Annotated in this window: 23 protein-coding genes; 5 read left to right on the forward strand and 18 right to left on the reverse strand. The window is 40.0% G+C overall.

Annotated elements, in window-relative coordinates:
- Nucleotides 1–162 precede the first annotated feature (162 nt).
- The 10 genes from IEX94_RS03395 to IEX94_RS03440 form a co-directional block, all read right to left on the reverse strand.
- Nucleotides 163–660, reverse strand: a complete 498-nt coding sequence (locus IEX94_RS03395) for a Dps family protein (protein WP_188856025.1) — start codon at nt 658–660, stop codon at nt 163–165.
- A gap of 296 nt (nt 661–956) precedes the next feature.
- On the reverse strand, nt 957–1,979 hold the full coding sequence (locus IEX94_RS03400) for a YecA family protein (protein WP_188856026.1): 1,023 nt from the start codon (nt 1,977–1,979) through the stop codon (nt 957–959).
- 521 nt (nt 1,980–2,500) lie between these two features.
- A complete protein-coding gene (gene tkt, locus IEX94_RS03405; protein WP_188856027.1) occupies nt 2,501–4,513 on the reverse strand; it encodes a transketolase in 2,013 nt (670 codons plus the stop codon).
- Between the two features lie 34 nt (nt 4,514–4,547).
- Nucleotides 4,548–5,192 carry a fructose-6-phosphate aldolase gene (fsa, locus tag IEX94_RS03410; protein WP_188856028.1) on the reverse strand — a complete coding sequence of 215 codons (645 nt, stop codon included), beginning with the start codon at nt 5,190–5,192 and terminating at the stop codon, nt 4,548–4,550.
- A gap of 28 nt (nt 5,193–5,220) precedes the next feature.
- Nucleotides 5,221–6,168, reverse strand: coding sequence for a class II fructose-bisphosphatase (gene glpX, locus IEX94_RS03415; protein ID WP_188856029.1), 948 nt, complete (start codon nt 6,166–6,168; stop codon nt 5,221–5,223).
- Between the two features lie 24 nt (nt 6,169–6,192).
- Nucleotides 6,193–6,684 carry a ribose 5-phosphate isomerase B gene (gene rpiB / locus IEX94_RS03420; RefSeq protein ID WP_188856030.1) on the reverse strand — a complete coding sequence of 164 codons (492 nt, stop codon included), beginning with the start codon at nt 6,682–6,684 and terminating at the stop codon, nt 6,193–6,195.
- 231 nt (nt 6,685–6,915) lie between these two features.
- On the reverse strand, nt 6,916–7,572 hold the full coding sequence (gene dhaL / locus IEX94_RS03425) for a dihydroxyacetone kinase subunit DhaL (RefSeq protein ID WP_188856031.1): 657 nt from the start codon (nt 7,570–7,572) through the stop codon (nt 6,916–6,918).
- Nucleotides 7,573–7,590: 18 nt separating this feature from the next.
- Entirely contained in the window at nt 7,591–8,595 is a 1,005-nt protein-coding gene (locus IEX94_RS03430; RefSeq protein WP_188856032.1) for a dihydroxyacetone kinase subunit DhaK, read from the reverse strand.
- Nucleotides 8,596–8,922: 327 nt separating this feature from the next.
- Entirely contained in the window at nt 8,923–10,215 is a 1,293-nt protein-coding gene (locus tag IEX94_RS03435; protein WP_188856033.1) for an MFS transporter, read from the reverse strand.
- A gap of 30 nt (nt 10,216–10,245) precedes the next feature.
- Entirely contained in the window at nt 10,246–11,355 is a 1,110-nt protein-coding gene (locus tag IEX94_RS03440; RefSeq protein WP_188856034.1) for an MDR/zinc-dependent alcohol dehydrogenase-like family protein, read from the reverse strand.
- A gap of 283 nt (nt 11,356–11,638) precedes the next feature.
- On the opposite strand from IEX94_RS03440, the gene IEX94_RS03445 reads away from it, so the two are divergent.
- The 3 genes from IEX94_RS03445 (at nt 11,639) to IEX94_RS03455 (ending at nt 13,893) form a co-directional block, all read left to right on the forward strand.
- Complete coding sequence (locus tag IEX94_RS03445; protein WP_188856035.1) at nt 11,639–12,403, forward strand: DeoR/GlpR family DNA-binding transcription regulator; 765 nt, start codon at nt 11,639–11,641, stop codon at nt 12,401–12,403.
- A gap of 75 nt (nt 12,404–12,478) precedes the next feature.
- Nucleotides 12,479–13,246, forward strand: coding sequence for an SDR family oxidoreductase (locus IEX94_RS03450; protein ID WP_188856036.1), 768 nt, complete (start codon nt 12,479–12,481; stop codon nt 13,244–13,246).
- Nucleotides 13,247–13,530: 284 nt separating this feature from the next.
- Nucleotides 13,531–13,893 carry a riboflavin kinase gene (locus IEX94_RS03455; RefSeq protein WP_188856037.1) on the forward strand — a complete coding sequence of 121 codons (363 nt, stop codon included), beginning with the start codon at nt 13,531–13,533 and terminating at the stop codon, nt 13,891–13,893.
- A gap of 366 nt (nt 13,894–14,259) precedes the next feature.
- On the opposite strand, the gene IEX94_RS03460 is transcribed toward IEX94_RS03455, so the two are convergent.
- The 4 genes from IEX94_RS03460 to IEX94_RS03475 all read right to left on the reverse strand — a co-directional run bounded on the left by IEX94_RS03460 (nt 14,260) and on the right by IEX94_RS03475 (nt 19,291).
- The gene (locus IEX94_RS03460; protein WP_188856085.1) at nt 14,260–16,179 is read right to left on the reverse strand and encodes an SEC-C metal-binding domain-containing protein; all 1,920 of its coding nucleotides are present in this window, start codon (nt 16,177–16,179) and stop codon (nt 14,260–14,262) included.
- Between the two features lie 276 nt (nt 16,180–16,455).
- Nucleotides 16,456–17,829 carry an SEC-C metal-binding domain-containing protein gene (locus tag IEX94_RS20080; RefSeq protein WP_308425570.1) on the reverse strand — a complete coding sequence of 458 codons (1,374 nt, stop codon included), beginning with the start codon at nt 17,827–17,829 and terminating at the stop codon, nt 16,456–16,458.
- Between the two features lie 58 nt (nt 17,830–17,887).
- On the reverse strand, nt 17,888–18,628 hold the full coding sequence (locus IEX94_RS03470) for an RQC-minor-1 family DNA-binding protein (RefSeq protein ID WP_188856038.1): 741 nt from the start codon (nt 18,626–18,628) through the stop codon (nt 17,888–17,890).
- Between the two features lie 72 nt (nt 18,629–18,700).
- The gene (locus IEX94_RS03475) at nt 18,701–19,291 is read right to left on the reverse strand and encodes a Uma2 family endonuclease (protein ID WP_188856039.1); all 591 of its coding nucleotides are present in this window, start codon (nt 19,289–19,291) and stop codon (nt 18,701–18,703) included.
- A 358-nt stretch (nt 19,292–19,649) separates the two neighbouring features.
- Between IEX94_RS03475 and IEX94_RS03480 the strand changes: the two genes are divergently transcribed.
- Together IEX94_RS03480 and IEX94_RS03485 are read left to right on the forward strand one after the other, a co-directional pair.
- Nucleotides 19,650–20,231, forward strand: coding sequence for a Uma2 family endonuclease (locus tag IEX94_RS03480; RefSeq protein ID WP_308425571.1), 582 nt, complete (start codon nt 19,650–19,652; stop codon nt 20,229–20,231).
- A 106-nt stretch (nt 20,232–20,337) separates the two neighbouring features.
- Nucleotides 20,338–21,522, forward strand: coding sequence for a spr1629 family repressor/antitoxin (locus tag IEX94_RS03485; RefSeq protein WP_188856041.1), 1,185 nt, complete (start codon nt 20,338–20,340; stop codon nt 21,520–21,522).
- 399 nt (nt 21,523–21,921) lie between these two features.
- On the opposite strand, the gene IEX94_RS03490 is transcribed toward IEX94_RS03485, so the two are convergent.
- The 4 genes from IEX94_RS03490 to IEX94_RS03505 form a co-directional block, all read right to left on the reverse strand.
- Nucleotides 21,922–22,782, reverse strand: a complete 861-nt coding sequence (locus tag IEX94_RS03490; protein ID WP_188856042.1) for a hypothetical protein — start codon at nt 22,780–22,782, stop codon at nt 21,922–21,924.
- Between the two features lie 215 nt (nt 22,783–22,997).
- Nucleotides 22,998–23,936 (reverse strand): catalase family peroxidase, encoded by a 939-nt coding sequence (locus IEX94_RS03495; protein ID WP_188856043.1) that lies wholly within the window; start codon nt 23,934–23,936, stop codon nt 22,998–23,000.
- A gap of 39 nt (nt 23,937–23,975) precedes the next feature.
- Nucleotides 23,976–24,485: a hypothetical protein gene (locus IEX94_RS03500; RefSeq protein WP_188856044.1), complete on the reverse strand. Its 510-nt coding sequence runs from the start codon at nt 24,483–24,485 to the stop codon at nt 23,976–23,978.
- Between the two features lie 25 nt (nt 24,486–24,510).
- The gene (locus tag IEX94_RS03505) at nt 24,511–25,836 is read right to left on the reverse strand and encodes a Dyp-type peroxidase (RefSeq protein WP_188856045.1); all 1,326 of its coding nucleotides are present in this window, start codon (nt 25,834–25,836) and stop codon (nt 24,511–24,513) included.
- Nucleotides 25,837–25,991: the final 155 nt, after the last annotated feature.

The following is a 25,991-nucleotide window of genomic DNA, read 5'->3' on the forward strand; positions in this document are numbered from 1 at the left end:
TACAAGCCTTCTAATCAACCGGATGAGATAGATTACAACTCATTCATGATTAGGAGTGCTCTAATCGACCGGATGAGCTTGAGTTGAACTCGTTCGGGCGATTAGAAGGTTCTAATCACCCATTAGACTGCCAGTTTGTTCAAGTAAATAGGGGGTTTTGTTTTACTCGCCCTCTGTTGCATCTTTACCAAGATAAGCTTGCAAATTCCACAACTGGAAGTCGAGATTATTCTTATATTCAATCAGCATATCTTCCGTCACCGTGTCTCCTTCATTACCTGCCAGTTCAATTCCTTTTACCGTATAGTCACGAATCGCACGGTAATCATTTACGAGATCTTCCACCATTTTATCTGCATGAATTTCCTGTTGATAAACCTCTTCCTTGATGAAGGCATGCTCATTAAACTCTTGGAGTGTCGAATAAGGTCTTTCACCAAGCTGCAGTAAACGTTCTGCAAACGAGTCAAAGTAGCCTGTTGTATCATTGTAAAGTTCCTCAAATTTAGCATGCAAAGTGAAGAAATGCGGTCCTTTCACATGCCAATGATATTGATGAAGTTTTACGTACAATACTCCGAGATTTGCCACGAGATGATTTAATGTAATTGCTGCCGATTCTTCGGGATGTCTATGCGAATGTGCATGTTCAATTGCCATACTATCTCTCCTTTTTTAATGTTCAGGCTCTATTAGGACCTATATATACTATTCCCTATTTCGAGACATTGAAACTTTTTTAATATGTCTAACACTTCACCACCTGGTATTGCCGATCAATCCCATCTTTCCTTCCGACGAATAAAAGAACCCGACCACACTCACAGAACAGTTGCGTTACTTTATTCCAATCTAGACCAGCATCAATTATAGTTTCTTATGCAATTTCTTATGCAATCAAAAAAATGCCTGCCACACCTTTTTTGACAAAATCTAAGGCATGACAGGCACGATAATTACGCGATTGCTTCGATAATTTTTTTGCGATTATTGGATATGGTAGTAGGACTTGTACCATAAATTTGAGCCAGTTCTTTTTGTGACTGGTTCGCTTGTCCGAGTACTCTTTGCTGGAGGACATAGTCAAGGGCAGCTGCATAACTTTCCGGTTTTCTGAAGGTTGGATTTTCTTTTTCCGTAAATGTTTTCCAGATTTCAAGGCCTTGTGCTATATGTTCTTCATCAAATTCTTTTTTCAACATATGTTCTTCAAATATTTCCGCAACCTTACCATATAATGGATTATCCCAAAGCATTTCCTCGGATGATGCTTCGGCTGCCGGTTCAATTGCAGGCTCAGATGGTGTGTTTTCCATCGTTAAAGCATGTGCTAAAATGGCAGGATATTCTTTCGTAAACTCCTCATCATTCAAAGCTTTTATTCTATCAATAAATTCCTCATCCGCACCGAACAATTCAAACATCGCCAATAGGAATTCATGCCTCTGTACAAACGGAAGCAGCATGCCGATTACAAAATCGCCTTCCTTTACGCTGCTCATTTCATACGCTCTTACAGTCGTCTCTTCATTTATTCGGATATCCCGTATATGAAATTTTTCATCCGTTATAGAAACAACTTCATAAATGGATGGTGTGACATCCTGCCAAGCTGTAAATGCCCGGTTCACTCTCGCGTCTTTCGTTTTATTTCGTTGGTCTTCATAATATATGTCAAAAACTGTCTGGTCATGCTCAATTGGTTCATGAATCATGGCCCAGGCAGTCAAACCCAACTTGTATAAATTCATTCGTTCTTCGTCTTCAATCGGTGAATACTTCGGATGTCGCGATATCATGTCCCCAAGTTCCCCGCGGTAGTTCTGCATGGCAAAACGGTACAATCCCCGATGAAGCTCATCTAGTTGATTATTAAATCGAGTAGGATCAACCTCCATTACACGGGCTGCACCGTGACATCTCTTATATTTTTTCCCGCTCCCACAAGGACACGGTTCGTTTCTTCTAATCTTCCTCATTCATTGTCACCTCTAGTAAAGCTATAAAGCTTAGTTATCTCTTAATTATGGGCAATTTTTATAAATAATTCAAGGTTACTCGTAATTAAGTTTAAAATCCCATTATTTTTGTCAAAACAGGAAACGCCGAGACACCTTGTGTGTCAAGGATAGGGTCACATTTTTTCAGAAAGGGCAGGAAGTTCATACGTGACATAATCGTTTAAATTAGGGTATAGCCTTGAACTCGGCTCGATTCATGTTAAGGCTATATATGTATTATTTTTTGTGAAGCGGATTACTAGATTTACACCTATCTTGTGAAATTACGTACAAATATGGAAATGATATGTATGAGATCTGTTACTGTGACAGATCTCAAAGTAGAGGAGAATCTAACATTCACCATTGCTATGATTGCAGATGGTAAATATTATTTTCTAAAAAACAGTAGATCGACTTGTTGACCGAAGATTTATTGCTTGGTTTTAACATAACAAAAAAAGATGCCTAGTCCAAGGCATCTTTTTTTGTTTCTTATTTTACTGTTCCACTAATCTTTCTACGCGTTTTACAACATTTTCTACAGTAAAGCCATACTCTTCGATGATTCGTTCTCCATTACCTGAGGCACCAAATGTGTCGATGGCAAGGATATCCCCCTCATCACCTACATAACGGTCCCAGCCAAGCGAAGAAGCCATTTCAATAGCTAGACGCTGTTTAACACCAGGAGGCAGCACACTGTCTTTATAAGCCTGCTCTTGAGCCTCGAAACGGTCCCAAGACGGCATGCTGACGACTCTGACATCAATCCCCTTCTCTTTTAAAGAGGCCTGCGCCTGAACTGCTAATTGCACTTCAGAGCCTGTTGCAAGAATTAAAGCATCCGGTGTTTCCTTTTCCGCTTCACTTACAACATAAGCTCCCATTCTTACACCGTCATAAGCTTTTTCCTTCGTACCTTCTAATGTTGGAAGGTTTTGACGTGTAAGCACAAGCGCAGTCGGCTCATCCTTTGATTCCACAGCAAGACGCCAAGCAGCCTGGGTTTCATTCGCGTCGGCTGGACGAATCACCGATAAGCCTGGCATTGCACGGAATGATGCTAACTGCTCAACAGGCTCATGCGTTGGGCCGTCTTCTCCTACAGCAATTGAATCATGTGTCCAAACATACGTAACAGGTGTTTTCATTAGGGCTGATAAACGAACAGCGGGACGTAAATAATCACTGAACACGAAGAAAGTTCCACCAAATACCTTTAAGCCGCCATGCAGTGCCATTCCATTAAGCGCTGCTGCCATCGCAAATTCACGTACTCCGAACCAAATATTTCTTCCAGCGTAATTCGCTTTTGTGAAGTCACCCGCCCCATCAATCATCGTTTTATTCGAACTTGCAAGGTCTGCACTACCGCCGATAAAGTTCGGAACAGCTTGGGCAATCGCGTTCAAAACTTCTCCTGAGGAAGCACGTGTTGCTAGCGATGAGCCGACTTCATAGATTGGCAGGTTTTTATCCCAATCAACCGGAAGTTCATCATTGATTGCTAATTGTAACTGCCTGCCCTGTTCTGGATAAACAGTTTTATATTTTTCAATTAACGCGTCCCACTCTTTCTCAGCCTGCGTACCTTTACGGACTACTTTTTCGTTAAAATCTTCATACACATCTTCTGGGACGAAAAATTCCTCATGCTCCCAGTTATAATTTTCTTTTACGAGCTTCACTTCTTCTTTACCAAGTGGCGCACCGTGAGAATCGGAGGAACCGCCTTTATTCGGTGAACCGTAACCGATTACGGTCTTCACTTCAATTAATGTTGGCTGGTCCTTATTTTCCTTCGCCTCTGTCAACGCTTTACGAAGTTCACCTACATCATTACCGTCCTCCACACGAAGAACTTGCCAGCCATAGGAACGGAACCGCCCCTCGACACTTTCAGAGAATGACCTGTCGAGATCCCCATCGAGAGAAATATCATTCGAGTCATATAGAACGACTAATTTACCTAAACCGAGATGTCCTGCAAGGGAGGCTGCTTCATGTGAAATTCCTTCCATTAAATCACCGTCTCCAACAAGTGCAAATGTATGGTGATCAACTACAGGGAAATCTTCCTTATTATACGTAGCAGCTAAATGGGCTTCAGCCATCGCCATCCCTACTGCAGAGGCGATCCCTTGTCCAAGCGGTCCTGTCGTCATCTCAACACCATCTGTGTCGCGTACCTCCGGGTGACCAGGTGTATTCGAACCCCACTGACGGAAGTTCTTTAAATCATCCATCGTCACATGATAGCCTGATAAATGTAGTAAACTATATAAAAGCATCGACCCATGTCCTGCAGAAAGAACAAATCGGTCCCGATTAAACCATTTAGAATGTTTTGGGTTATGCGTCATAAAATCTGTCCAGAGCGTATAAGCAAGCGGAGCCGCCCCCATTGGAAGCCCAGGGTGTCCAGAGTTCGCCTTTTCGATCGCATCAATAGCAAGTGTGCGGATGGTATTGATTGATAGTTGTTCTACAGAAACAGTTGAAGTAGTCATACGTTATCATCCCTTTCAATTATAGCTCGTAAGCTTATTTTGGAACACTTTCCCAATCAGCTAAGAATTGCTCAATTCCATTATCCGTTAATGGATGCTTCCATAATTTCGGTAATAGGGACCCGGGAATCGTCGCAATATGTGCCCCGGCTATAGCTGCTTTTTCCAAGTGATTAATCGTCCGGATACTTGCTGTAATGATTTTCGTATTGAAATGATAATTCTGAAGCGTTGTTTTCAAGTTCTGAATCAATTCCAGTCCATCTTCACCAATATCATCGATTCTACCGACAAATGGGCTAACATAAGTTGCGCCTGCTTTGGCTGCCATCAGTCCTTGGGATACGGAAAAAATGAGCGTAACATTCGTCTTAATACCTTCTTTGGAAAGAATATTAACCGCTTCTAATCCAGCCTCCGTCATCGGGATTTTCACAACGACGTTTGAGGCCCATGTTGCGATATCACGTGCTTCAGCCACCATTTCCTCCACGGTAAGTCCGATAACTTCAGCACTAACTGGGCCATCCACAAGCTCACAAATCTCTTTAATCGTTTCTTTAAAATCTCTATTCTCCTTTGCAATAATGGAAGGATTTGTTGTAACACCGTCCACTAATCCCAATCGATTAATTCGTTTGATCTCTTCAATATTTGCTGTGTCTAAATAGAAATCCATTTAAAAAACCTCCTAAGATTTTACTGTGCTAAACGATCGCTTTCACTGGATAAACACTTTTCACATATCTCACTTGTTTTTCTCTGCCATTTACGAGAATAGAAGAAGTGTGATAGTTCCCATCATTTGTTTCAATACCGTCGATGATAATATTATCGGTGATTCCAGTAGCTGCAAACAGACAATCATCTGTGCGCACTAAATCATCCTGTGTTAAAACGCTTTCGAAATTGTTGATCCCCATTTCTATGCATCTAGCAATTTCTTCCTCATTGCGTGGTAAGAGTTTTGCTTGCATCTCTCCACCCATACAACGCGCGGCAACTGCCCCCAGCACTCCTTCAGGGGCACCTCCAATTCCAAGGAACATGTCGACACCCAAACTTTCAATACAAGTGGCAATCGCATAAATGACGTCACCATCATGAAACAAACGTACTTTAGCACCTGTTTCTCGAATTCGTTCAATATATTCCTCATGTCTCGGTCGGTCTTGTATCAGAACATTCAGCTCTGTTACTTCTTTTCCAAGCGCCTTTGCGACATTTTTAATATTTTCTTCGATTGGTGCATCTAAATCAATATGCCCTTTCGCCTTTGGTCCGACAGCCATCTTCTTCATATACATATCAGGAGCGTGAAGCAGTGCCCCTTTCTCAGCCGCTGCGATTACCGTAATCGCGTTTCCTTGACCATTAACAGTTGGTGTTGTTCCTTCAATCGGATCTACCGCAATATCGACCTCGTGACTGCCACCTTTTCCAAGCTCTTCACCGATATAGAGCATCGGGGCTTCGTCGATCTCACCTTCACCAATTACAATCTTGCTGTGCATTTTCATTTTATTCAAGGTTTCCCGCATTGCATTTGTTGCAGCTCCGTCAGCCGCTATTTTGTCGCCACTACCAACCCATGGCAAAGCGGCGACTGCAGCTGATTCAGTTACTTTTAAAAAGTCCAATAATAATGATTGCATGCTTATTCTCCTCGATTCGCATGTTTAGTTAACTGCACAATTACTTCCAGCTACCGCTTCTTTAAAGTTTTCCCCTACGAACTCTGCTTCTTTTTCAACAATTTTATCCACTTTGCGTTTAGAACCTTCTTCCCAAGATACATTCAAATATGCTTCAACAACCTTTTTTGCAACTTCCGGTCCAACAATTTGTGATCCCATTGTAAGAATTTGTGCGTTATTACTTAACTGTGCTCTTTCTGCTGAATAAACATCGTGAGCAAGTCCCGCGCGGATTCCTGGATATTTATTTGCTGCAATACATACACCAATACCAGTCCCACAAACTAAAATACCTCTTTCCGCTTTTCCTTCACTGATTGTTTCTGCAACTTGGAATGCTATGTCTGGATAATCTACTGCATCTTCGGAGTAGCAACCGAAGTCGATTACCTCGTGCTTTGTATCTGCTAAAAACTCTTTAATTGTTTCTTTTAATTGAAATGCGTTGTGGTCACTGCCGATTGCAATTTTCATTTTACATTCCTCCATATTCATGCATTTCCTTTTACTTACTTTCATTTTAATATACTTTTTATCATTTATCAAGTTATATATTTTTATTATCACTTATTTACTTTCATTTGTTTTCGTATTTAGTGTTTTTTCGATAAAAAAGAACCAGAAATAACACCTCTGGTTCTATTTTTTATTTTTATAATAAAAGAAACTAATAAAAATGCTGTGATAACTCCTGCGCCTTTGTTTTTAAATAGCTTGTTCGGTTTTAGCTTGAACAAAGTTTAAAAAAGTAGCTAAGATCATATAGGCAGAAGTTGCGCCTGGGTCTTGGGCGCCGATAGAGCGATCTCCTAGACGGCTGGAACGGCCTCTTTTAGAAACGAGCTCTTTCGTTGATTCCATTCCAGCTTTAGCAGCTGCGACAGCGTCCGTAAATGCAGGTAGAAATTCTCCAGATTCTGCAAACTTTGCTTCCAGTTCATTCGCAAATGGCTCAAGCGTATCCACCATAGTTTTATCTCCCACTTCAGCTTGACCACGCTCTTTAATTCCTCTTGCAAAAGCAATCCAGAACTCCGCCAAGTCCTTATCTTCAATGACTGTTTTTCCTTTAACTGCTTTAGCACCTCTCATGAATCCTGTTGCATATAGTGGGCCTACAGAGGAACCTACAGCACTCAAAAATGTTTTCCCTACCATAATGCTTACTTTTGCACAATCTTCTTCAGCAACAAGCTCATTGTCAAGTTTCTCATTGACAGCTTGCCAACCGATAGACATTGTCACACCATGGTCTCCATCACCGATCTTACGGTCAAGTTCACAAAGGTAGTCTTTCTGTTCCTCCACCATACTAACAATCTCTTTATAATAAGCTTTTAATTCTTTAGCTGTTAATTGCATTTTGAAAACTCCTTTTCCTTATTTTTGAACAAACATTGGGCAATTTACTGGATGATCAATTGTTTTAATCAATTCATCATCTAATTTCATTAAAGTAATAGATGCTCCGCCCATTTCAAGGGATGTAATGTAATCTCCAACATAAGAACGGTATATTTCAATACCTAATTCACTTAGCATTTGTTCAACTTTGCGGAACATTGTATATAGTTCCATTCTCGATGTAGAACCAAGACCATTTACTAAAACCGCAACTTTGTCACCACTATTAATTTCAATATCTTCTAAAATATCATTAACTAAGCGTTCTGTAACCTCGTCTGCCGATTGAAGTGGGCCTTTTTCGACTCCCGGCTCTCCGTGGTGTCCTAATCCAATTTCCATTTCATCATCGCCAATTTCAAAGCTTGGCTCTCCAGTTTGCGGTAACGAACAAGGAGTAAGACCTACACCCATGGAGCGAGTATTTTCGTTTGCTTTTTTAGCAACGCGGACAACGTCTTCCAAGTTATAACCGAAGTCAGCAGCTGCCCCTGTCGCTTTAAAAATGAAAAACTCACCAGCAATTCCGCGGCGTTTCTCTTTTTCTTCTTTAGGAGCTGATGCGACGTCATCTGTCGCTAAAGCCATACCAACTTCAATGTCTTCTTCTAAGTCCGCCATTTCTGCAGCCATACCGAAGTTCATCACGTCACCAGCATAGTTTCCGTATAGATAAACAACTCCAGCGCCTTTATCAATTGCTTTCGTAACTTCTAAGATTGGATCTGGGGAAGGCGATGCAAAAATGTTACCAACCGCTACACCATCAGCCATTCCTTCACCAACATAACCTAAGAATCCAGGCTCATGTCCAGAACCACCACCGATTAGAACTCCAACTTTCCCTTCGCGTGTTTCCTTCGCAGTCACTAATGCTCTATCATTTTCTGGTAACTGTTTGATCAAGTCGGGGTGCGCCTTGACATACCCTTCCACCATTTCTTCAACAACATATCTAGAATCATTCATTAATTTTTTCATATTAATGCACTCCTTGCTCGTTATTTATCTACTCAATCAACTAACTATTCATTATATCAAACGATAAAGCGTTTTCCGATAGATATATCAAGTCTTCAATAGATCTTCTTTTGTTTTTACTTTTTAAACAACAATTTTAATACATGTTAACAGTCTGTAATCCCCCTCCTCTAAACATAAGGGAACCCCAATATGTGAAGGGTGGGGATAAACAGTCCGTAAATCCCTGATTCTGTTCAACTAACATTCAGTGGGAAGGTAAGGATCCCCCACTGAATGAAGTTTCACTTAATCAGAGTTACCCCCACAGCTGTGAGGGTAATTCTATTATATAGCCGAATGTACCTCTGCTTTTACCTTTTCTTTTTTCTTTTCTTCGTTTGGAAGCTTTAAGAATCTTGTTAAGACAGCTGCGATGAAGTATAGTCCAGCTAAGATCCACACTAATCCTTGAGGACCGGCCAGGTCGAAGAATAATGCTACAAGTGCAGGACCAACGAATACACATAGACCTGCTCCAAGGTTTAGAATCGACATGGCGGCACCTTTGTCTCCGTCGCCAACTAATGATGGTGTTAATGCAGATAGTGGTACGAAACCAGCGATACATGCACCCCATAGCATTCCAACAATCGCTACAAGTGTTACGTTACCGGCAAAAATTTGCGGTGTATAGAATAGCATGAGTGTGAAGACTCCACAACCAACTGCCCCGAACCATGTGACTGTATTTCTCCAGCCTAACTTATCTCCTAGATAACCAAAGATTAAGTTGAATGCGATATTCGAAATAAATATCGTACCCCAAATATTTAACCAAACTGTTGTTGCGATTCCATGATCCGCTAAATATAACGGCAAGAATAATGGAAATGCATATTGTGATGATTGGTTAATAACGCGAACCACACCTGCAATCGCAACTTTTGGCTCTCTTTTTAAGATAGTAATTCCGTTTAGCAGCTCTTTAACCTTAGATGCTGCTCCACTTATTTCTTCTTTCTCTGGCATTTCAAATTTATCTCGGTTAACTATAATTGCAAAGAACGCTCCAATCAATACCCAGATAAGCGCACTCCATAATGTAGTGATATGGCCAAATGTTTGAATTGACCAGCTAGAGTAGAAGGCGCCTAGTACACTTAATCCTCCTGTAAACACAAACCAGAACCAACCAACTGCTCGTCCTAACTGATGCGGTGGTGTCCGGTATGTAATCCAGACTAGGAAGGCATAAGCAAATAACGGATAACCAAATCCTCTTATCGCGTATGTTGGAATCATTAATCCATAATTTAAGGTAGAAACAGCAAATCCAACAAACAATACATGTCCAATAATATAAGCTGCTACCCCTAACATCATCGTTTTCCTTGGTCCAATCGCTTCAACTAGTACACCTGAAAGCCAAGCACCAATAGCAATCGTTACACCATAAGCCGTTGTGAGTGTTGCCGTTTGCTGAACGGTAAGCCCTTGTTCTACAAGATACGGACTGAGCCAGGCAAGTTCTAACCCATCTCCCATCATGAAGATAAGTACACCAAAATACCCCCATGCTAAGTGCGCCGGCATTCCCATTCTATCTAGCAAAGTTCCTTTTTGCCCTAAATCCGTCATCTTTGCATGCCATCCCTTCTCCCTTGAATTTTAAGGTTTTAAAATGATTTTTAATGATTTATCGCCTTTTGCCATTAGTTCAAAGCCTTCTTCAAAATCTTCTAATCCCAACTCATGTGTAACTACACCTTCAGTTGGGAAGTCACCATTTGCAATTCCTTCAATGACAAGCGGATAGCAATACGGGCCTAAGTGGGAACCTAAAACGTCTAGTTCTTTACGGTCACCAATAATACTCCAGTCCACTGTTACCGGCTCCGCAAATACACTAAACTCTACAAAACGGCCAAGTTTTCTAATTGCGTGAAGTCCTTGTTCAACAGAAGACGGATGCCCTGTTGCTTCAATATAAACGTCACAGCCATACCCTTCCGTCATATCTTGAATTTCTTTAACAACATCAACTTCACCTGGGTTTAATACAACATCAGCACCAAACTTTTTCGCTAATTCTAGTCGATCTTCTTTCATATCTAGTACAACAAGTTTACTAGGACCTGACTTTTTAAGTGCACCGATCATCCCCAGACCGAGTGTACCTGCACCTGACAACACAACAACATCGCCAAGTTGTACTTGTGCACGCTGTACCGCATGAAGACTACATGCATACGGTTCAATCAGAATAGCTTTTTCTAAAGGAAGATCTTCCGGAACTTTATAGTTGATCGCTTCTTTTGTAAATTTCATATATTCAGCCATGCCACCGTTTACATTGTTTTGGAATCCGTAAAGGTCATGTTTCTGGCACATCCAATATTCTCCTCTTTTACAGAAGCGGCAGTCCCAGCAAGGAACAATCTGTTCAGAAATTACTCGGTCACCAATTTCAAAATTAGTTACCGCATCACCTTTCGCTACAATTCTTCCAATAAATTCATGTCCGGGAACCATTGGCGCTTTAATATAAGCCGGTTGATTTTCGTCGCCCCAGAAGCTCGGTGCACCTTCAAACGCTTTCACATCACCAGCACAAATTCCACAAGCTTCTAGCTTAATAATAATTTCTTCATCATTTTCTAAAGTCGGAGTTGCTATTTCTTCATATCGATAATCTTTTGGAGCATATGCCACGACAGCCTTCATCATTTCAGGAATCTCTTGATTTTTTACTTGGCTTTTCTCTACTGTATTCGTCATTTCCATTCTCCTTTGATAGATTAATATTTTTGTAAAAAGTGATTCAATCACCGAAAACTAAAAGGCAATTTTCGTTGACTTAATTGGAATCGGTTACATCTCAATTCATATATTATCATTAATTTTCGTTTTGTCAATATTGTTATTGAGTATTTTCGTGGATTTTCACTAACTTCATATAAATCGCTATCTCAATAATAAAAGAAAGTAATTTTGCACGTTGATTAATTTCACTTTTTCGTCTAACATAAGAGATAATATAAAGTATAAGGATGTTATAGAAATGAAAATGTTTGCAAGTGAAAGAAGAGATAAAATTTTGCAGCTCTTACAGGATAAAGGGAGAGTAACCGTCAAGGAGCTTGCATCACATTTGGATGTATCAGAAGCTACATTAAGAACAGATCTAACCAAAATGGAATTAGCCGGCCTTCTTAAAAGAACTCATGGTGGGGCGGTTTTAAGTGATGGCACTGAAAACGATCGAAGCTTCTCTGTTCGTGAAAAGAAAAACATTCAAGAGAAAATGAAAATAGCTGAAAAAGCTTTTGAGTTAATCGAAGACCAACAATGTATTTTACTCGATGCAAGTTCAACCGCATTGGCATTAGCTCGCAAAATTAATGAAAGCTCCATGCGATTAACTGTTGTAACGAGTGGAATTCAATCCGCTCTCGAACTAAAGGATAACCCAGCGATAACCGTTATTCTTGTAGGTGGTGTCGTTACAAACGGTTCTACCTCCATTGAAGGAAAACTTGGAGTAAGCATCTTGGATCATGTGAATATTGATATCATGTTTACTTCTGCTAGTGGGTATACCGTCGAGAATGGATTAACAGACTTCAATTTATATGAAGTGGAATTAAAGAGAGAAATGGTTAAGCGTTCAAAAAAGGTAGTTGCAATTATTGACTACTCTAAGATAGGGAAAACGTCAAGTTCAGTTTTTGCTACTACGGATGAAATTGATGTATTAATTTCGGAAGAGCAAATTAGTGCGACTATGCTGGAGAGCTTACAAGATAACAACATTACAGTTATGTAATTGTTGTTCATTTTTCTCACCCTTTTGGTAATCGCTTACTTAATGAATTAATAAATTTAGGAATGAGGGATTGGAATGGAATTTCAAGGATTTGATAAAAACTTCAATATTACAGATAGAGTTGCAGTAATAACAGGCGGAGCTAGCGGGATCGGCAAAGCCATCGCGGACTTATACGTAGAAAAAGGGGCCAAAGTTGCTATTTTAGACTTGAAAGAAGACGTTGTGGAGGCAGCCAAGGAAATTAGCGACGAGCATGCAATCGGTGTAAAATGTGATATTACGAATGATGAAAGTATGGATCAGTCTGTTTCGAAAGTAAGAGAGGTATTCGGTAGGATTGATATTCTCGTAAACTGTGCTGGGGTAGCACTACTAGACGATGCAGAAAATATTTCTGATCGTTATTGGCAAAAAACGATTGATTTAAATTTAACGGGTTCATTCAAGATGTGTCAGAAGATCGGCAATGTCATGATCGAACAGGGTAACGGAGGGAAGATGATCAACTTAGCTTCCCAGGCAGCAATTATTGCTCTCGATAATCATGTTGCTTACGGTGCTAGTAAAGCAGGAATTATAGGAATGACGAAAGTGCTTGCACTTGAGTGGGCACAATATGGAATTAATGTGAACGCAATCTCCCCTACTGTAGTTTTGACTGAACTTGGTCAAAAAGCATGGGCTGGTGAAAAAGGAGAAAAAGCGAAAAAAGAAATACCACTTGGACGCTTCGGCTACCCTGAAGAAGTCGCAGCAATTGCTTTATTCCTCGCCAGCGACGCAACAAACCTAATCACAGGCGAAAACATAGTCATTGACGGCGGAAACACCATCAAATAAAAAGATTTGAGGGTCAGTGTTCATATCCCATTTTTCAGGGACAAGTACGCTGACCCTAAAATCTCTACAGTACTAACTATCAATCATATACTCAACTGTATATAATCTGGAGTTTCAGTACTTGTTACCATTTTTGTGATTAAAAAATATGGATTATAATAAAATGCAAATTGCTCTTCATCTTCTCCCTCATGAAAGCCCTTGCAATTACGAGCAATTTTTTATATAATAATACTAAGTGATACACTTCACATATAGTAAAAACATGAAAAGGAGGCCATGACATGAACAAAGCTGATCCAACAGTTGCTTGTCTGTACCAAACACAAGGAACCATTTCACAGGAAAATATCCGTTCAAAGTTTTTGGACTACCAAATTGCGGACATAAATATCCATCCGGATATCCCATTACCTACAACAGGTTACCATCCAATTTCGATAAAAATTTCGGGTAAATGGTATGAAGCAGTTGCTTCGATTGTAACGATACCAGGGGAGGAAAACGATAAAAAAGTGAAAGTATATATCCGTAATTTTGAGCAGCAACTTCAAGCTTGTAACGTCTTACTCTCTTGGAATAATTATGTTATTCCTTCAACAAAACAAAAACGACGAGACGAGTTGCCAGCAGCTATAAGTTTGTAATACGTCTTGCAACTACTTGTTATAACTCTCTGATCTTTTACTCCGTCTTACTTCTTCTAGGTAAACATGTGAAAGTATCTTTGTTTAAGTTTGCCTATATACACGCTACTCAATATTTCACACATCACTTAGCTAAAAATCCAATGGCTGCCCGACGCTTTAAGGTATGATGTTATATGTCGTCATTCCATACAGCCGGGGTTCATACCAACTAGATTTCCACCATCTATAGCAGATTTTATCCTTGAATGTAGAGCAGTAAAAATACAAGCAGAATAACCATCCTCGTAGGATGGTTATTCTGCTTGTATAAAATAACGTGAGCGGGATTATCTAAGTTCCATGATCTTCTTCACTGGAAGCAGACTACATTTTTTTGATCACTTCAATCAGCTCCCCAGCTTGCTGCCACAAGGCAATGTTATCCAGAACATAGTCATTCGCTTCCATGTCTTGGATATTTGCGACTTTGTCTCCCTTCGTCCGAAGCTTTGTTTGACCAGTTAAAAAATATTTGACAAACGGGTTCTGCTTCATTGCTTGTTTCAATAGTTTCTTTGTTTTTGCTGTGATTCCATCCCGGAAATAATGCAGCAACACATTGTTGAAAGCAAATTCTATAGATGCATCATCCTTATATTCAGTGACTAGTCTCCTAGCAGATTCATAATCTTCAAGTTCAAGATATAATCGCAATAGATAATATCTGATTCCCTGATTATCATTCGGATTTAATTCAAGTAATTGTTCATAATGCGCTCGAGCTTTCGTCTTATCGCCGTATTCATCAAGGAAAATAGCAAGTCCTGCCTTTGCCCTCATAAAGGGACGAGTTTCCGTAATTCCCCAGAAATGTCCTTTACCTTCATGAAAATATTCTTTATCTAACTCTTTTTCTGCAAGGGAGAGCGCATAGGAATAAAGCTGATATTTTTCATTCGTTGAGCTTGTATCTTCCGCTTTCATTAAATATGCATCTGAAAAATCAGGATCAATTGCTAACGCTTCGTCAATAAGTTTCTTCCGGGCCTTTCCGCTTGTTTGGATTGCTTCAGCCAGTTTTTCTTCAGCTAAGTCTCTAGGTGACTCTAAAATAGGATCAAATAACCCGACACTTTCCAGCAACTGATCGACAAAGGCCTCCGCTTCTTCTTCTGATTCAAACTCTTGTTCCTCTAGAAGGCTTTCAACTTCATCCATAAAACTCTCCATTATTTCTGGATCCAGAAGGTCGTCTAGCTCATGAGGTAAGTCCACTTTTATGTTCTCCGCTGCTTCAGCGATCTGTTCTTCCAATAGCTCTTTCAATTTCATTGCATTTTTAGATAATGTCGTAACACTTATCCCGTACTCTTCCGCCAATCCCTTTTGACTATCCAATTCAATCCCAAGAATTTCACGCTGAATAACATACTCTAATGCCCCAGCATAAGATCCTACCTTTGTAAACATTGGCTGTTCCAATTCTGTAAAATACTTCCAGAGTACGATCCCAGTTGAAATCACAATTTGAGGTGCTTTCTTTTGTTCCATATGTCTTGTGAAAAGCTCTGCAACCATTTCATAGGGTGGATAATCCCATTCGAACTCACCGGTAACTGTTTCAAATTCAATGAATGCAGCTAATATATCAGGGTAGTTATTTATGATTTCCTCTTCACTCCATGTTTGGATCATTTCCAGAGCTTCTGGAGTCGTATCAGTGAACTCTGGTATCGCCATAAAGAAATCATACAACTGGATATAAGGAAGCAAGAAGCCCATTAGATAACTTCCCTCTAAAAAGTCTCTTTCTTCATCTCCTGCTCCCATAAGTTTGTACGTTTCTTGGGAACGCAGATCTTTAATTTCTATCTCGTCTTCTGTATTCGAGAGTACCTCATAAATCGAAGGGACCGTTCCTGACCAAGATGCAAAAGTTCTCCTTATTCTTTCATTACTAATTTTCCACTTTTGTTCCATATAATATAAATCAAAAATCGTTTTACCATTTTGTATTGGTGCATGGAGTATGATCCAAGCCCTAAGAATGGATGAAAAAAATTCTGCTATTTCATCATCCGCTACTTGTAGTTCCTTATACTCTTCTAGTATTTCATCTAATTCTTTTTCTATAAAATAGGAATAGTTGTGCGTAGCAAATTCTAATAAACCTATATGAAGGCGTTCCAATTCGGCATTATACCGTTCTGGACTAATTTCGATCACATTTGAAGCACCATGGCATTTTTTATATTTCTTGCCGCTCCCACAGGGACATGGATCGTTTCTTCCGATATTCTTCATCAGCCTTCACCTCTTTTTGGGGTCTTTCTTTTTATTATGAAGATTAATTGCAGGGATTTCAAGTGATTTAGAGGAAGAATGCTTGATAGATTTTGAGCAGCGTAAAAATGTAACCGAAAGTCGAATATTTCCATACCGCGAGCGGAAATTAAGAAATCCACGAAGAATAACCGCCCTGTTCTCTACACTTCTAAGGGCGGTTATTACTAGTCTTACTAATTATCCTACTATTTCAGACTCCTAAGGTTGAATTCTTACTTTCCATCATTTCGCTACCTACATACAACACCGCTTATATTTTTTCCCGCTTCCACAAGGACACGGATCATTACGGCCAACTTTATTCTCCTTTATTATCGGGGTTGACCTTTCCGTCATCTGCATAAACAATTCCGTCATGGGGTCCGTCGGAGTATGTTCGGGTAATTGATTTCCCATCTTCTTCAATTGATTGAAAACAAATAACCCAAATGAATTTATTCTAATCGAATCAATCCCCATATAATATTGTTTATCATCCTCGGTATACCAAAGCTTCAACTGGAACAATCCAAAGTATTCCATTATCGGCATTATGTACTTAAAGACATAGTCGGTGATACCTTGAAACGTTTGATTAACTAGCATGACTCCAAGCCGGTCTTCTCTCAATTTAATTTCCTTATCTACGGGGAATTGGGAAAGTACTTCGGCTATATTCGCCCGTTTTGACTGCGTAAATTCAACCCGTCCACCTCGATTAGACGGCTGAACTTTTTTCCAGGAAAGCTGATTCCAGAGCACATCCATTAATAGAACAAACTTCTCTTCATCAGTTAACTTTTGGTAAGCATTTAGAAATTCTGTTGGTTCCAACCTATTTCCTTTGATACGATAAAGCCTTAAATGGATCCCTGCTACATAGAAAAAGTGAAATAAACCGATATCTTCTTGGTTTAATGTTGGCTTTGTAAATAACCCTAAATCGAGCGCATGATCTAATTCCTGCCAAAACTTCCTTGTAATATTCTGTCTCCCACTCGTGAGCTTCGCGTATTTCTCTTGTTGTATCTTTTCTAAGAATGACGTAAAAGCATTTACTGCAATTGGTGCTTTAACGTTTCTTTCATTCAACAAGCGGACGAAATTGGGATCAACATCCAAGGCATCACTCTCTTCCAGTTGATAAGCTCTTTCCATTTCTTCGAGATAATGATCTAGATCATTATCAAAATACCATGCTTCTATATCATCCGATGAAAAATACGTCTCAAACCGATGATGAAAGTATTCCTTTTGCTTACAGACCATATTAATTTCAGTGAGGTCCTCTTCTCGTAAATCCCCGTTATCATATAGAAACTTTGCGAATCTTTTAAACGTCGTCAAGTATGGTCCAATATCTCTTTCCGTGCTATCCAACACTTTCCGAATATAGTAGTCTCCCAAAAATTCAATAATATGATCGGCATCGAATTCTCGAATCATGCCACCGATATACTCTACATAGCTTCCTCCATAAAAAAATATTCTTTTTACATGCTGATCAACTGTCTCTGCTTTTAAACCTTGTACCTCAGACAGATATCTCGAAAATGCTTCAAGCGTGCTTTGCAGATCATCACTAAAGGCTTTCACATCAAATTCCTCAAAAACTTCACGATCATCCATTCATTTCTCCTCCTTATTTTATGGTTGCTACGTTCCGCTATTTATTGCAAGGTTTCCTTTATAAATACCCAAATTTCCACCGCTCTCTGCATTTTGGACAGCGCTTCGGAAGGTGCAACCCTTTTTGTTTAAAAAAGTTCTGTTCGCCAACCGTGAATATAAAACGATTCCCGCAATCCCAGCATTTTAAGCGGAAATCCTGTGGTGCTTCTCCTTTTAGAGCTTCCTCTATTTCGGCTTCTCTTTGCTCGACCAAATCTAAATCAATTGGAGCATTTTCTGTAATCGATTGGATAACATCACGTATTTTCGCACGCACTTTTTTATAGTCTACTTTTTCCCATGCTTCAAGAAACGGAATATACTTGGGGTCTCCCGTTTCCCTAATCTTATCAAGAAACAAGAAAATCATATGGCGGTTGCGATCTTTCAGGTATTCCATATCAGGTATTGGTGCATCTTCTGCAATCAGCTTGTCCCATTCTAGTAAAAATTCATCTGCTCGCTGATTTGCTTCAATTTGCCAGCCCCGGTCCGTATATACAATCATCGGTAGCTTTCCTGAATAAAATATTTCAAGAAAATCATGCTCAATCATCCAATCTACTTTTTCCGTTATCGCTGCAATTGTTTCGGATTGGAAATAACCATAGACAGGTGATTTATCCAATTCTAGTTCAAGCACTTTTTTCTCGCGGGATCCCTTTAAGATTTTGGAAAGGAGATTTCTTCCACCTGTCGCGATCAGTTCATCCGCCGCTCTTAATATTGCTAGCTTTTCGTCTTTTGTTAAATTCATGACTTTCGCTCCTTACTGATTGAGGTTACATCGCTGCGTTCTCACACTGCAACCCCAGATAAGTTAGTTTAATTACAGATTGGGAAATTCCGGAATCGCATTAAAAATAGTATTCATAGAAAATGCTGCACACTTGATATGACATGATTTTATTGTTTCATCATGCATGTAAACTTCATTTAATTCATAGATTGCTTCGTTTAAAATATATTGCTCCAAGAACTTCTGAACGGGATCAATAAGCCAATATTCGGGGATATTATATTTTGCATAGGTATCTAACTTGTCCTTTCTATCGCGTTTCATAGATGAAGGTGATAAAATCTCAACAACTAAGTCTGGACTCCCTTCAATTCCACGATTGGTAACAAGTTCTGATTTACTTGTGTGTAGCAGAAGTAAATCTGGCTGCCTCACTTCATGCTTGGAGAGAATTAAATCTATTGGTGCTACGAAGAGAATATATTCATTTTTACAGCCCTGCTTTAATTGATATGCTAACTCTTGGCTAACTAATTGATGAATAGGATGAGGCGCTGGCGTCATCGCTTGAAGTATCCCATCAGCTAATTCATACTGCACACCATCATCTGCGAGGCTTGCATAATCCTCATAGGTTAGCGGCTCCTCACGGATGACATCTTTTTTCTTTTTCGATTGCATATTTTCACATCCTTTTAGAAGATATGACAGGAAAAAAACACTCGTAGATAGTGGTGTATTTTAGATAGAAGTTTTAAAAGCAAATCGTTAATTATGTATTCATTGTAATGCATTCCACCTATACCCTGCAATGAGGGTATATTAGGTTAGGAGATACAACCGTTGAATGTGTATGATCTGTTTTCCCTTCGTTTAGTTCTTAGTGTTATAAACGTTTGGAGAGCGTGGCAGGTGGCTGACCTCATAACTTCACTTATTGAAAGGCATTACAAAACAGGGTATACTGCCATTAACTGTAGGCAAAGCCAACCAACAATTTCATTTCTATTTTACCACGTCAAAAAATTAAGGAGCGATAATGGATATGACATTGGATAATAAGAAACATTCCTACGCTGATTATGTTTTAGTAAAGGAAGAAACCTATGAAGTTATTGCCGGTGAGATTCTCAAAATATCCCCTCCTTCCCCTACACCAAAACATCAAGATGTCGTTGCTGAATTGACTGCTGAATTCAAAATGTTTCTTCGTGGAAAAGAATGCATTGCTTTTTCAGCTCCAATGGACGTTTGCCTATTTGCCACCGAAACAACAAAAAAAGAAAATATTTTTGATTGGGTGCAGCCCGATTTATTTGTTATATGTGATCAAAAGAAAATAAAAGATACGAACATTGTCGGCGCCCCTGATTTCGTAATTGAAGTGTTATCCCCATCAACAGCCCGTATTGATCGCTGGATCAAATTTAACAGTTATGAGAAGGCGGGAGTAAAAGAATACTGGATTGTTGACCCGGCTAATATGTTTGTTGAAGTTTATGAACTGCGGGATACATCCTTTCATCAAGCGGGGATCTATGAGCACGAGGAGAGCATAACAGTGGGAATTTTTCCTGAGCTGAAAATAGATTTGAAAAATATTTTTAAGGAAAGGGTTTAGGACGGTGGATCAGGTTACTTGTCCTATTGAGGGCTAATGCAATTTTGTAATAATAGTTGCTAACGACATTAGAAGAAAAGCACATAATAACAAGGAGGAATGCAACATGTTTGTTGGTGATTCCTTAACCAACATTCGATTACTCCGCGGACTATCGAGAAAACAACTAGCTGAAGAGTTAGATCTAACAGAACAGTCCATCTGGCAGTATGAAAATGGGTATATCTCCCCCAGTTTACAAGTCATTAATAAAATGAGGACATATTTCAACGTCCAGCCAAAGTATTTTTATTCAAATATTAACCTTTCTAATGAAATAAATGAACAACAAATCGCATATCGCTCAGGCCTACGTAATAGCAGGCAGAAAACAAAATCGGAAACGGTTTATTTGGAATTTCTTCATTATGTAACGAATTATTTATCTTCTATTATTAGGTTTCCACCAAATCAAATAAAGGCAATAAAAGACTATGCCGTTAACTACAAAAGTAAAAACGCTGGTTATTTAGAAATGGATGAAATAATCGAGCATATCGCTTCATACGCAAGGAACTCAATAGGGTTGAGCAACCGGCACAATGAAGATCTTCTATTTTTAATTGAGAAGAGTGGAGCCTTTATTTTCGAAAAATCATTCGGGGATACTGTTGACGCATGCAGCACCTGGTCAAGCGGCGATATTCCTTATATTATCCTTGGCAATATTAAAAAAACTGCGGTAAGACGAAACTTCGATTTAGCACAAGAATTAGGACATTTGCTCTTACATTACAAAATGGACATCACGGATTTAAACAATAAAGAATATAGCACAATAGAAAAAGAAGCAAGTACGTTTGCAAGACACTTTCTTTTACCAAAAGAAGAGTTCCAGAGCGATTTAAAAACAGTGAGTAAAATTTCTAATCCCGATGCCTACATCAATCTCAAGAAAAAGTGGAAAGTTTCAATCGCCGCTATGGCTTACCACGCTTACTCCCTAAATCAGATGACCTATCAACAATACAGATACTTTAATGCTTCATTGAACAGGAAGAATTATAAGCTGATGGAACCTCTTGATGATGAAATTGTTATAATGAAACCCGGTAAAATCAGAAGTTCGTTCGAAGCTATATTTGAGAAGGACGTACGGTCGGTGGAGGATGTATTGGGTTATTTAAAATTTGAGCTGAAGTCGCTAGCAAGTTTGCTTGATGTGGAGCAAGAGTTTTTTGAAAAGTATATGATAAAAGCAGAACATCCGAAAGTGTATGATTTTGTTGTGCAAGAGAATGGAATACTGTAGGGCTCCGATAGATGGTCTTCTATATTTGATTCTCGATTGTGTACAGCCTGATTTATTCATAATTTACGATCGAAGGAAAAATATTGTACAAGTTTAGAAAAAAACCTGAAGAGAAAAAAAGAAATTCAGAAAGATGTAAGCCGAGGGGTAAGGTGCAAAGACTTCTATCCGCTCTTTATATTCTGGTAAAGTTAGCATACCGGCCGTTGTAAATGTAAAATAATCATGAATGGGAAAGTGTCGAATAGATGATTTAATACTAGCTACCCAAACTCCTAAGCATAAGAAATAACCGCCTTACCCATTGGTTCGAAAAGGCGGTTATTCTTACTTTTATTTATGAAATTTCATTAGCAAACAAGACCCGCCAACCTTCCATATCAATCAAATGAATATGACCTATTCGAACTCCAATAAAATCCCTGTCTTATCATCCCTCTGTTTAAAACGCGGATACATCTTGCAATCCGCATCCCCTTCCTCTCGTCTTTCAACCGCTTCTACCAATGAATGAAGCCCGTTTTCAAAAGCTAGTTTAGCAGTTTCCATCCATATGTCCGTCTCACTTCCATCTGTAGGTAAAAGCAATCCGTCGCTGACAAGCAGAAGATCTGTAACTTGATGAAGCGGCAGTCTGCCATAGGAAATATATTCAAGCGCTTCTTCACTGCCATCGATGATACCGTAACCCTCGATTGTATTAAGCTTTTCTTTATTACTGAGTAAAATAGCATTTACAGATTGTTGGATTTCTTGCTGGCTAATCGCTGGATCTTCCTTCCGAAGGCGAACCATCTCTTTAATCGCTAAATCATCAAAGTAATGGATTCCATCGTAGGTCACACTTCGAATTTCGCCAGTTTTATATCTAAGAAACAGCATACAGTCACCAGCATGCACATACTCAAGATTTTTTCTTTCTGGATGAATTTTTACTACGGCAATTCCTGCTGTACTTCGCTGACTTTTAGGTATTTCCGTGATAACAGGGATTGCCAGTTTTCCGATATTTGTTTCATAATAATCAACCATTTCGGTACCAAGTCTCTCATTAGCTTGTTGAATAGATTGATAGAGACTGCTACTTTCAGTCATTTTGGACAGATCCTCTTGTAAGGTCCGAGAAGCGAGATAGCCCGGTGCGCCAAACAAACCAGTAGCTCCATCAATAGCCGCAAATACTTGTGCAGCTTCATTTACCACACAAGAATCTTCGTTAATTTGGCTATCTCCTTTTTTATAAACTTTTTGTATTTTCATTTTGGTTTCCTTTCTATAAGAAGCGGGTCTTTTTCTTGTGTGTTAATTATTTAAAAATATTCATGTGCAAAAATGAGAATCTATTTGTTTACTTTATTATAACTCAACTTTCAGTCTGAAAATACACAAGCACCTAAAAAAACGAGCTGCCACTTTCAAATAAAGTGGTGGCTCGTTTTTATCTTGTGATCAGACCGTTAACAGTGCAATCTAAATCAGCCGTTGGTCCGTCGGTTGAGAGAGACGGCGTACGCTTCATGCCGGAAATTCAGGAATGGGTCGCCAGAAGGCTCTATTCCAGAACCTACAACAGTGGGATCAAACAATAGATTTTCTGGTGTTTCAGCCTGTTTGCCGATTACAGAAAGCTGTCCGACTGAAATTTTTGTCCTTGCTTCAGGCCAAGACTTTGAAGGGTCATCAATTGGATCCCCCTCCTCACCTAACTGAATGATCAAATCAAATGAGATGGGACCTTGTGTCAGTCGATCATCCAGTTCTTCCATCAAGTAATCATGAGATGTCTCCTTAGCTTCTCTGCTGGTGAGTGTAAGCTTATCGAGTGTCGGTTGCCACTCGTACCGGACTGGCTGCTTCTTTCCTTCTTTATTTACAAAGTAGAACGCGTGCAGCGGATAATAGGACAGTTCCGAAAAACTGGCAGGCGGATGACTTTTTAGTTCCTTTACTTTCAGCAGAGCTTCCTTACTGTCTGGGTAGCGAGTAAGCAGATTTTTGAGTGCGATCCTTTTGTCTACTATTCCGATGCCCGTTTTATCATTGGTCAGTATTTTAATCATTTCGATAAAATCTTCCGGACTTTCAGCAGGGAAGAGAGGAATCGATACACCGATCAAATCATGGTGCCCGCCATCCGGCAAGTTGAATTTAACGGCCATCCCTTTTACTGGGGACAGAATGTCAGCTGCCGTCGGATTCGTGGAGCTGTTTGAAAAACGGACAGTTGCGGACACTTCTTCTTTTTGAAGATGGGGTGCCTTTGTATAGGGCACAGCATTTCCATTCGGTACAAACTTCGCGTCATACACTTGCCCCTTTGCATGCGCCCGGCGAGCTGAAGGGAATGTACCCGCTATTTTTTCAAGCGTATCGATGGCATCTTCGGTTAATGATTTCTGTTTGTGATTAGTCATGGAGATCTCCTCTTTTATACTTTAAGTGTCAAAGTAATCTTAATAACCCTGCACGGCATCAATCAGGTCGTTGAAAGCTTTCAAGCTGCGTTCGCCACGCCAAATGTCACGGACAGTAGAGTTAGGGTACGCACAATACCAACCGGTAGCAGTCACTTGATGCTTGGCAATAAAGTCTTTGATTGTCGGATCATTGATTCCCGGATAATCTACAACTTCCGAAAAGAAATGGTCGAGTAGCTCCGGAATCTTCGTGCCGAAATCGTCAATATAAGCATCCCAGTCACCATCATAGGCGGTTGCGAACAACAATCGTTTGTCATCATCAAAAATAACCCAGCGCATGTCGTGAACAGTTGCTATTCGGGCCATAACTTCCATTTGGTCCGGATTATTTGAAAGTTTTTTTCGTAGGCGTTCAGCACCGCCTTCTTTCAAAGGAGCGATGACGGTCAGTTCTGAGACTTTACCCAGTCGCAAGCCGACCCGACCTGCAGTTTCCATCTCAACTTCTTGATTTTGTTTGTTCTCGTTTTTTTCATTTATCATTGTTGTTAACCTCCAAAATAATATATTAGTTCTCACCCAATTCAGAAATCCACTTTAATGCAGAAATACTAGGGATAAAGAAATACGTTCCTCCTTTTGTTACAGAGAAAGCGGGAAGTCCGTGCATTCGTTTACGGAACGGCTCCTCCGGGATGGTATACATACCTTCACCGGCTTTATTGCCTGTAATAGGGTCTTCTTCAGACAGTTCGATGAAATTGCCGTCATTCAGCCAGGTTGATTTGATGAATTCATATTGGCGGGAGAGCGAGGTGCAAATCCCTGCAAAAATGAGTCCTCTATCTGTCCCATCGTCTGCAAGCTCACCTTCAGGAAGGAGCGGACCATACATGGTAGAACGCCGGAGCAGACGATGAATATTTACATCTGCAATTGAGTCCTCCAGACTATCCCGCGGATTGGCTCTTCTAACATGGGAGCTCAAAGGGCATTTGAGCCCTTTCGGATCGTCTTTGTACAGGAAATCATTCCGTACATTCTCGTCCAGTGCAAGTTTTGGATCGTCCTTATCCGGTGACAAGGAAAGAGGAGTTCCGCTTGGCCACCTGCCGACCATTTTTGCTGCAAGTAATTCGCGCTCTTCGTCAGTTTCTCCTTTTTCGTGCAAGTACGAGCGAAAGGCCGCGACCCGCAAATGAATCTTCCGCAGCGCCATATAGCTGCCATTATTCCCAAGTATGTTCGGAGTCGGCCCCTCCTCGATATTCCCTTTTTCATTTTCTTTTCCGATGATGAATTCCCCCGCCTTGAGAGGAGTCTCACCTTTTAATGGCGGATGCAGCTCATTTCCTTCAATTGCCGGGTTGCTGATCCCCTCCGTAAACCCCATATGGGACAGCCCATTTTCTGGTGAACTGACCCTAAGTTCGTACAGCAGCGTAATTCCATCCAACTCATCGTACACCTTTCTCGCACGGTCCAGAGCTTCCTTCAATCGCTCCTCATCGGGTGAGAAAATGGCAATCGCTAAATGCAAACGTTCTTCTTCAAAATAATCTTCCCAGTTTTCGGGTGCACTTTCGTTGAAATCTCCCAGCTTTTCAGCTCGTGAAGACATGCCTTCCCTGAATTCAGCCGGAAAACTTTCCAAAGACTCTTTCGGAACACCAAGCTTTTCCAGACCTTTATAGGTCAAGGCACCATTAACCCAAGCCCCATCCGATGGTTTTTCCCAACGATTGGCAGAGGTGATTTCAGGAAGAAGTTTTTTAAGAACACTACGTCCGCTCTCAGAATCATCTATTTGTAAGAGTAAATACATACCAACATACTTTTCAGGGCGCTCCTGCAGTAGGATTCCTTGAATGTCATCATAGTCAAGACTTGCCATAGATCTTCTCCTCGTCGTTAATTTAGTGCGATAAAGCCTACTTTTCGCTATGCTTTAAGTATGCCCCTGAATGCCCTTGAATATTTATTTTTAAACGAAAGGAAGAGTGAATGGTCTGTATCAAAAGATAGGAGTTCTTAGTGCAACTCTGGTTT

It is taken from the genome of Oceanobacillus indicireducens, assembly GCF_014647195.1.
In the GTDB taxonomy this organism is placed as follows: domain Bacteria; phylum Bacillota; class Bacilli; order Bacillales; family Amphibacillaceae; genus Oceanobacillus; species Oceanobacillus indicireducens.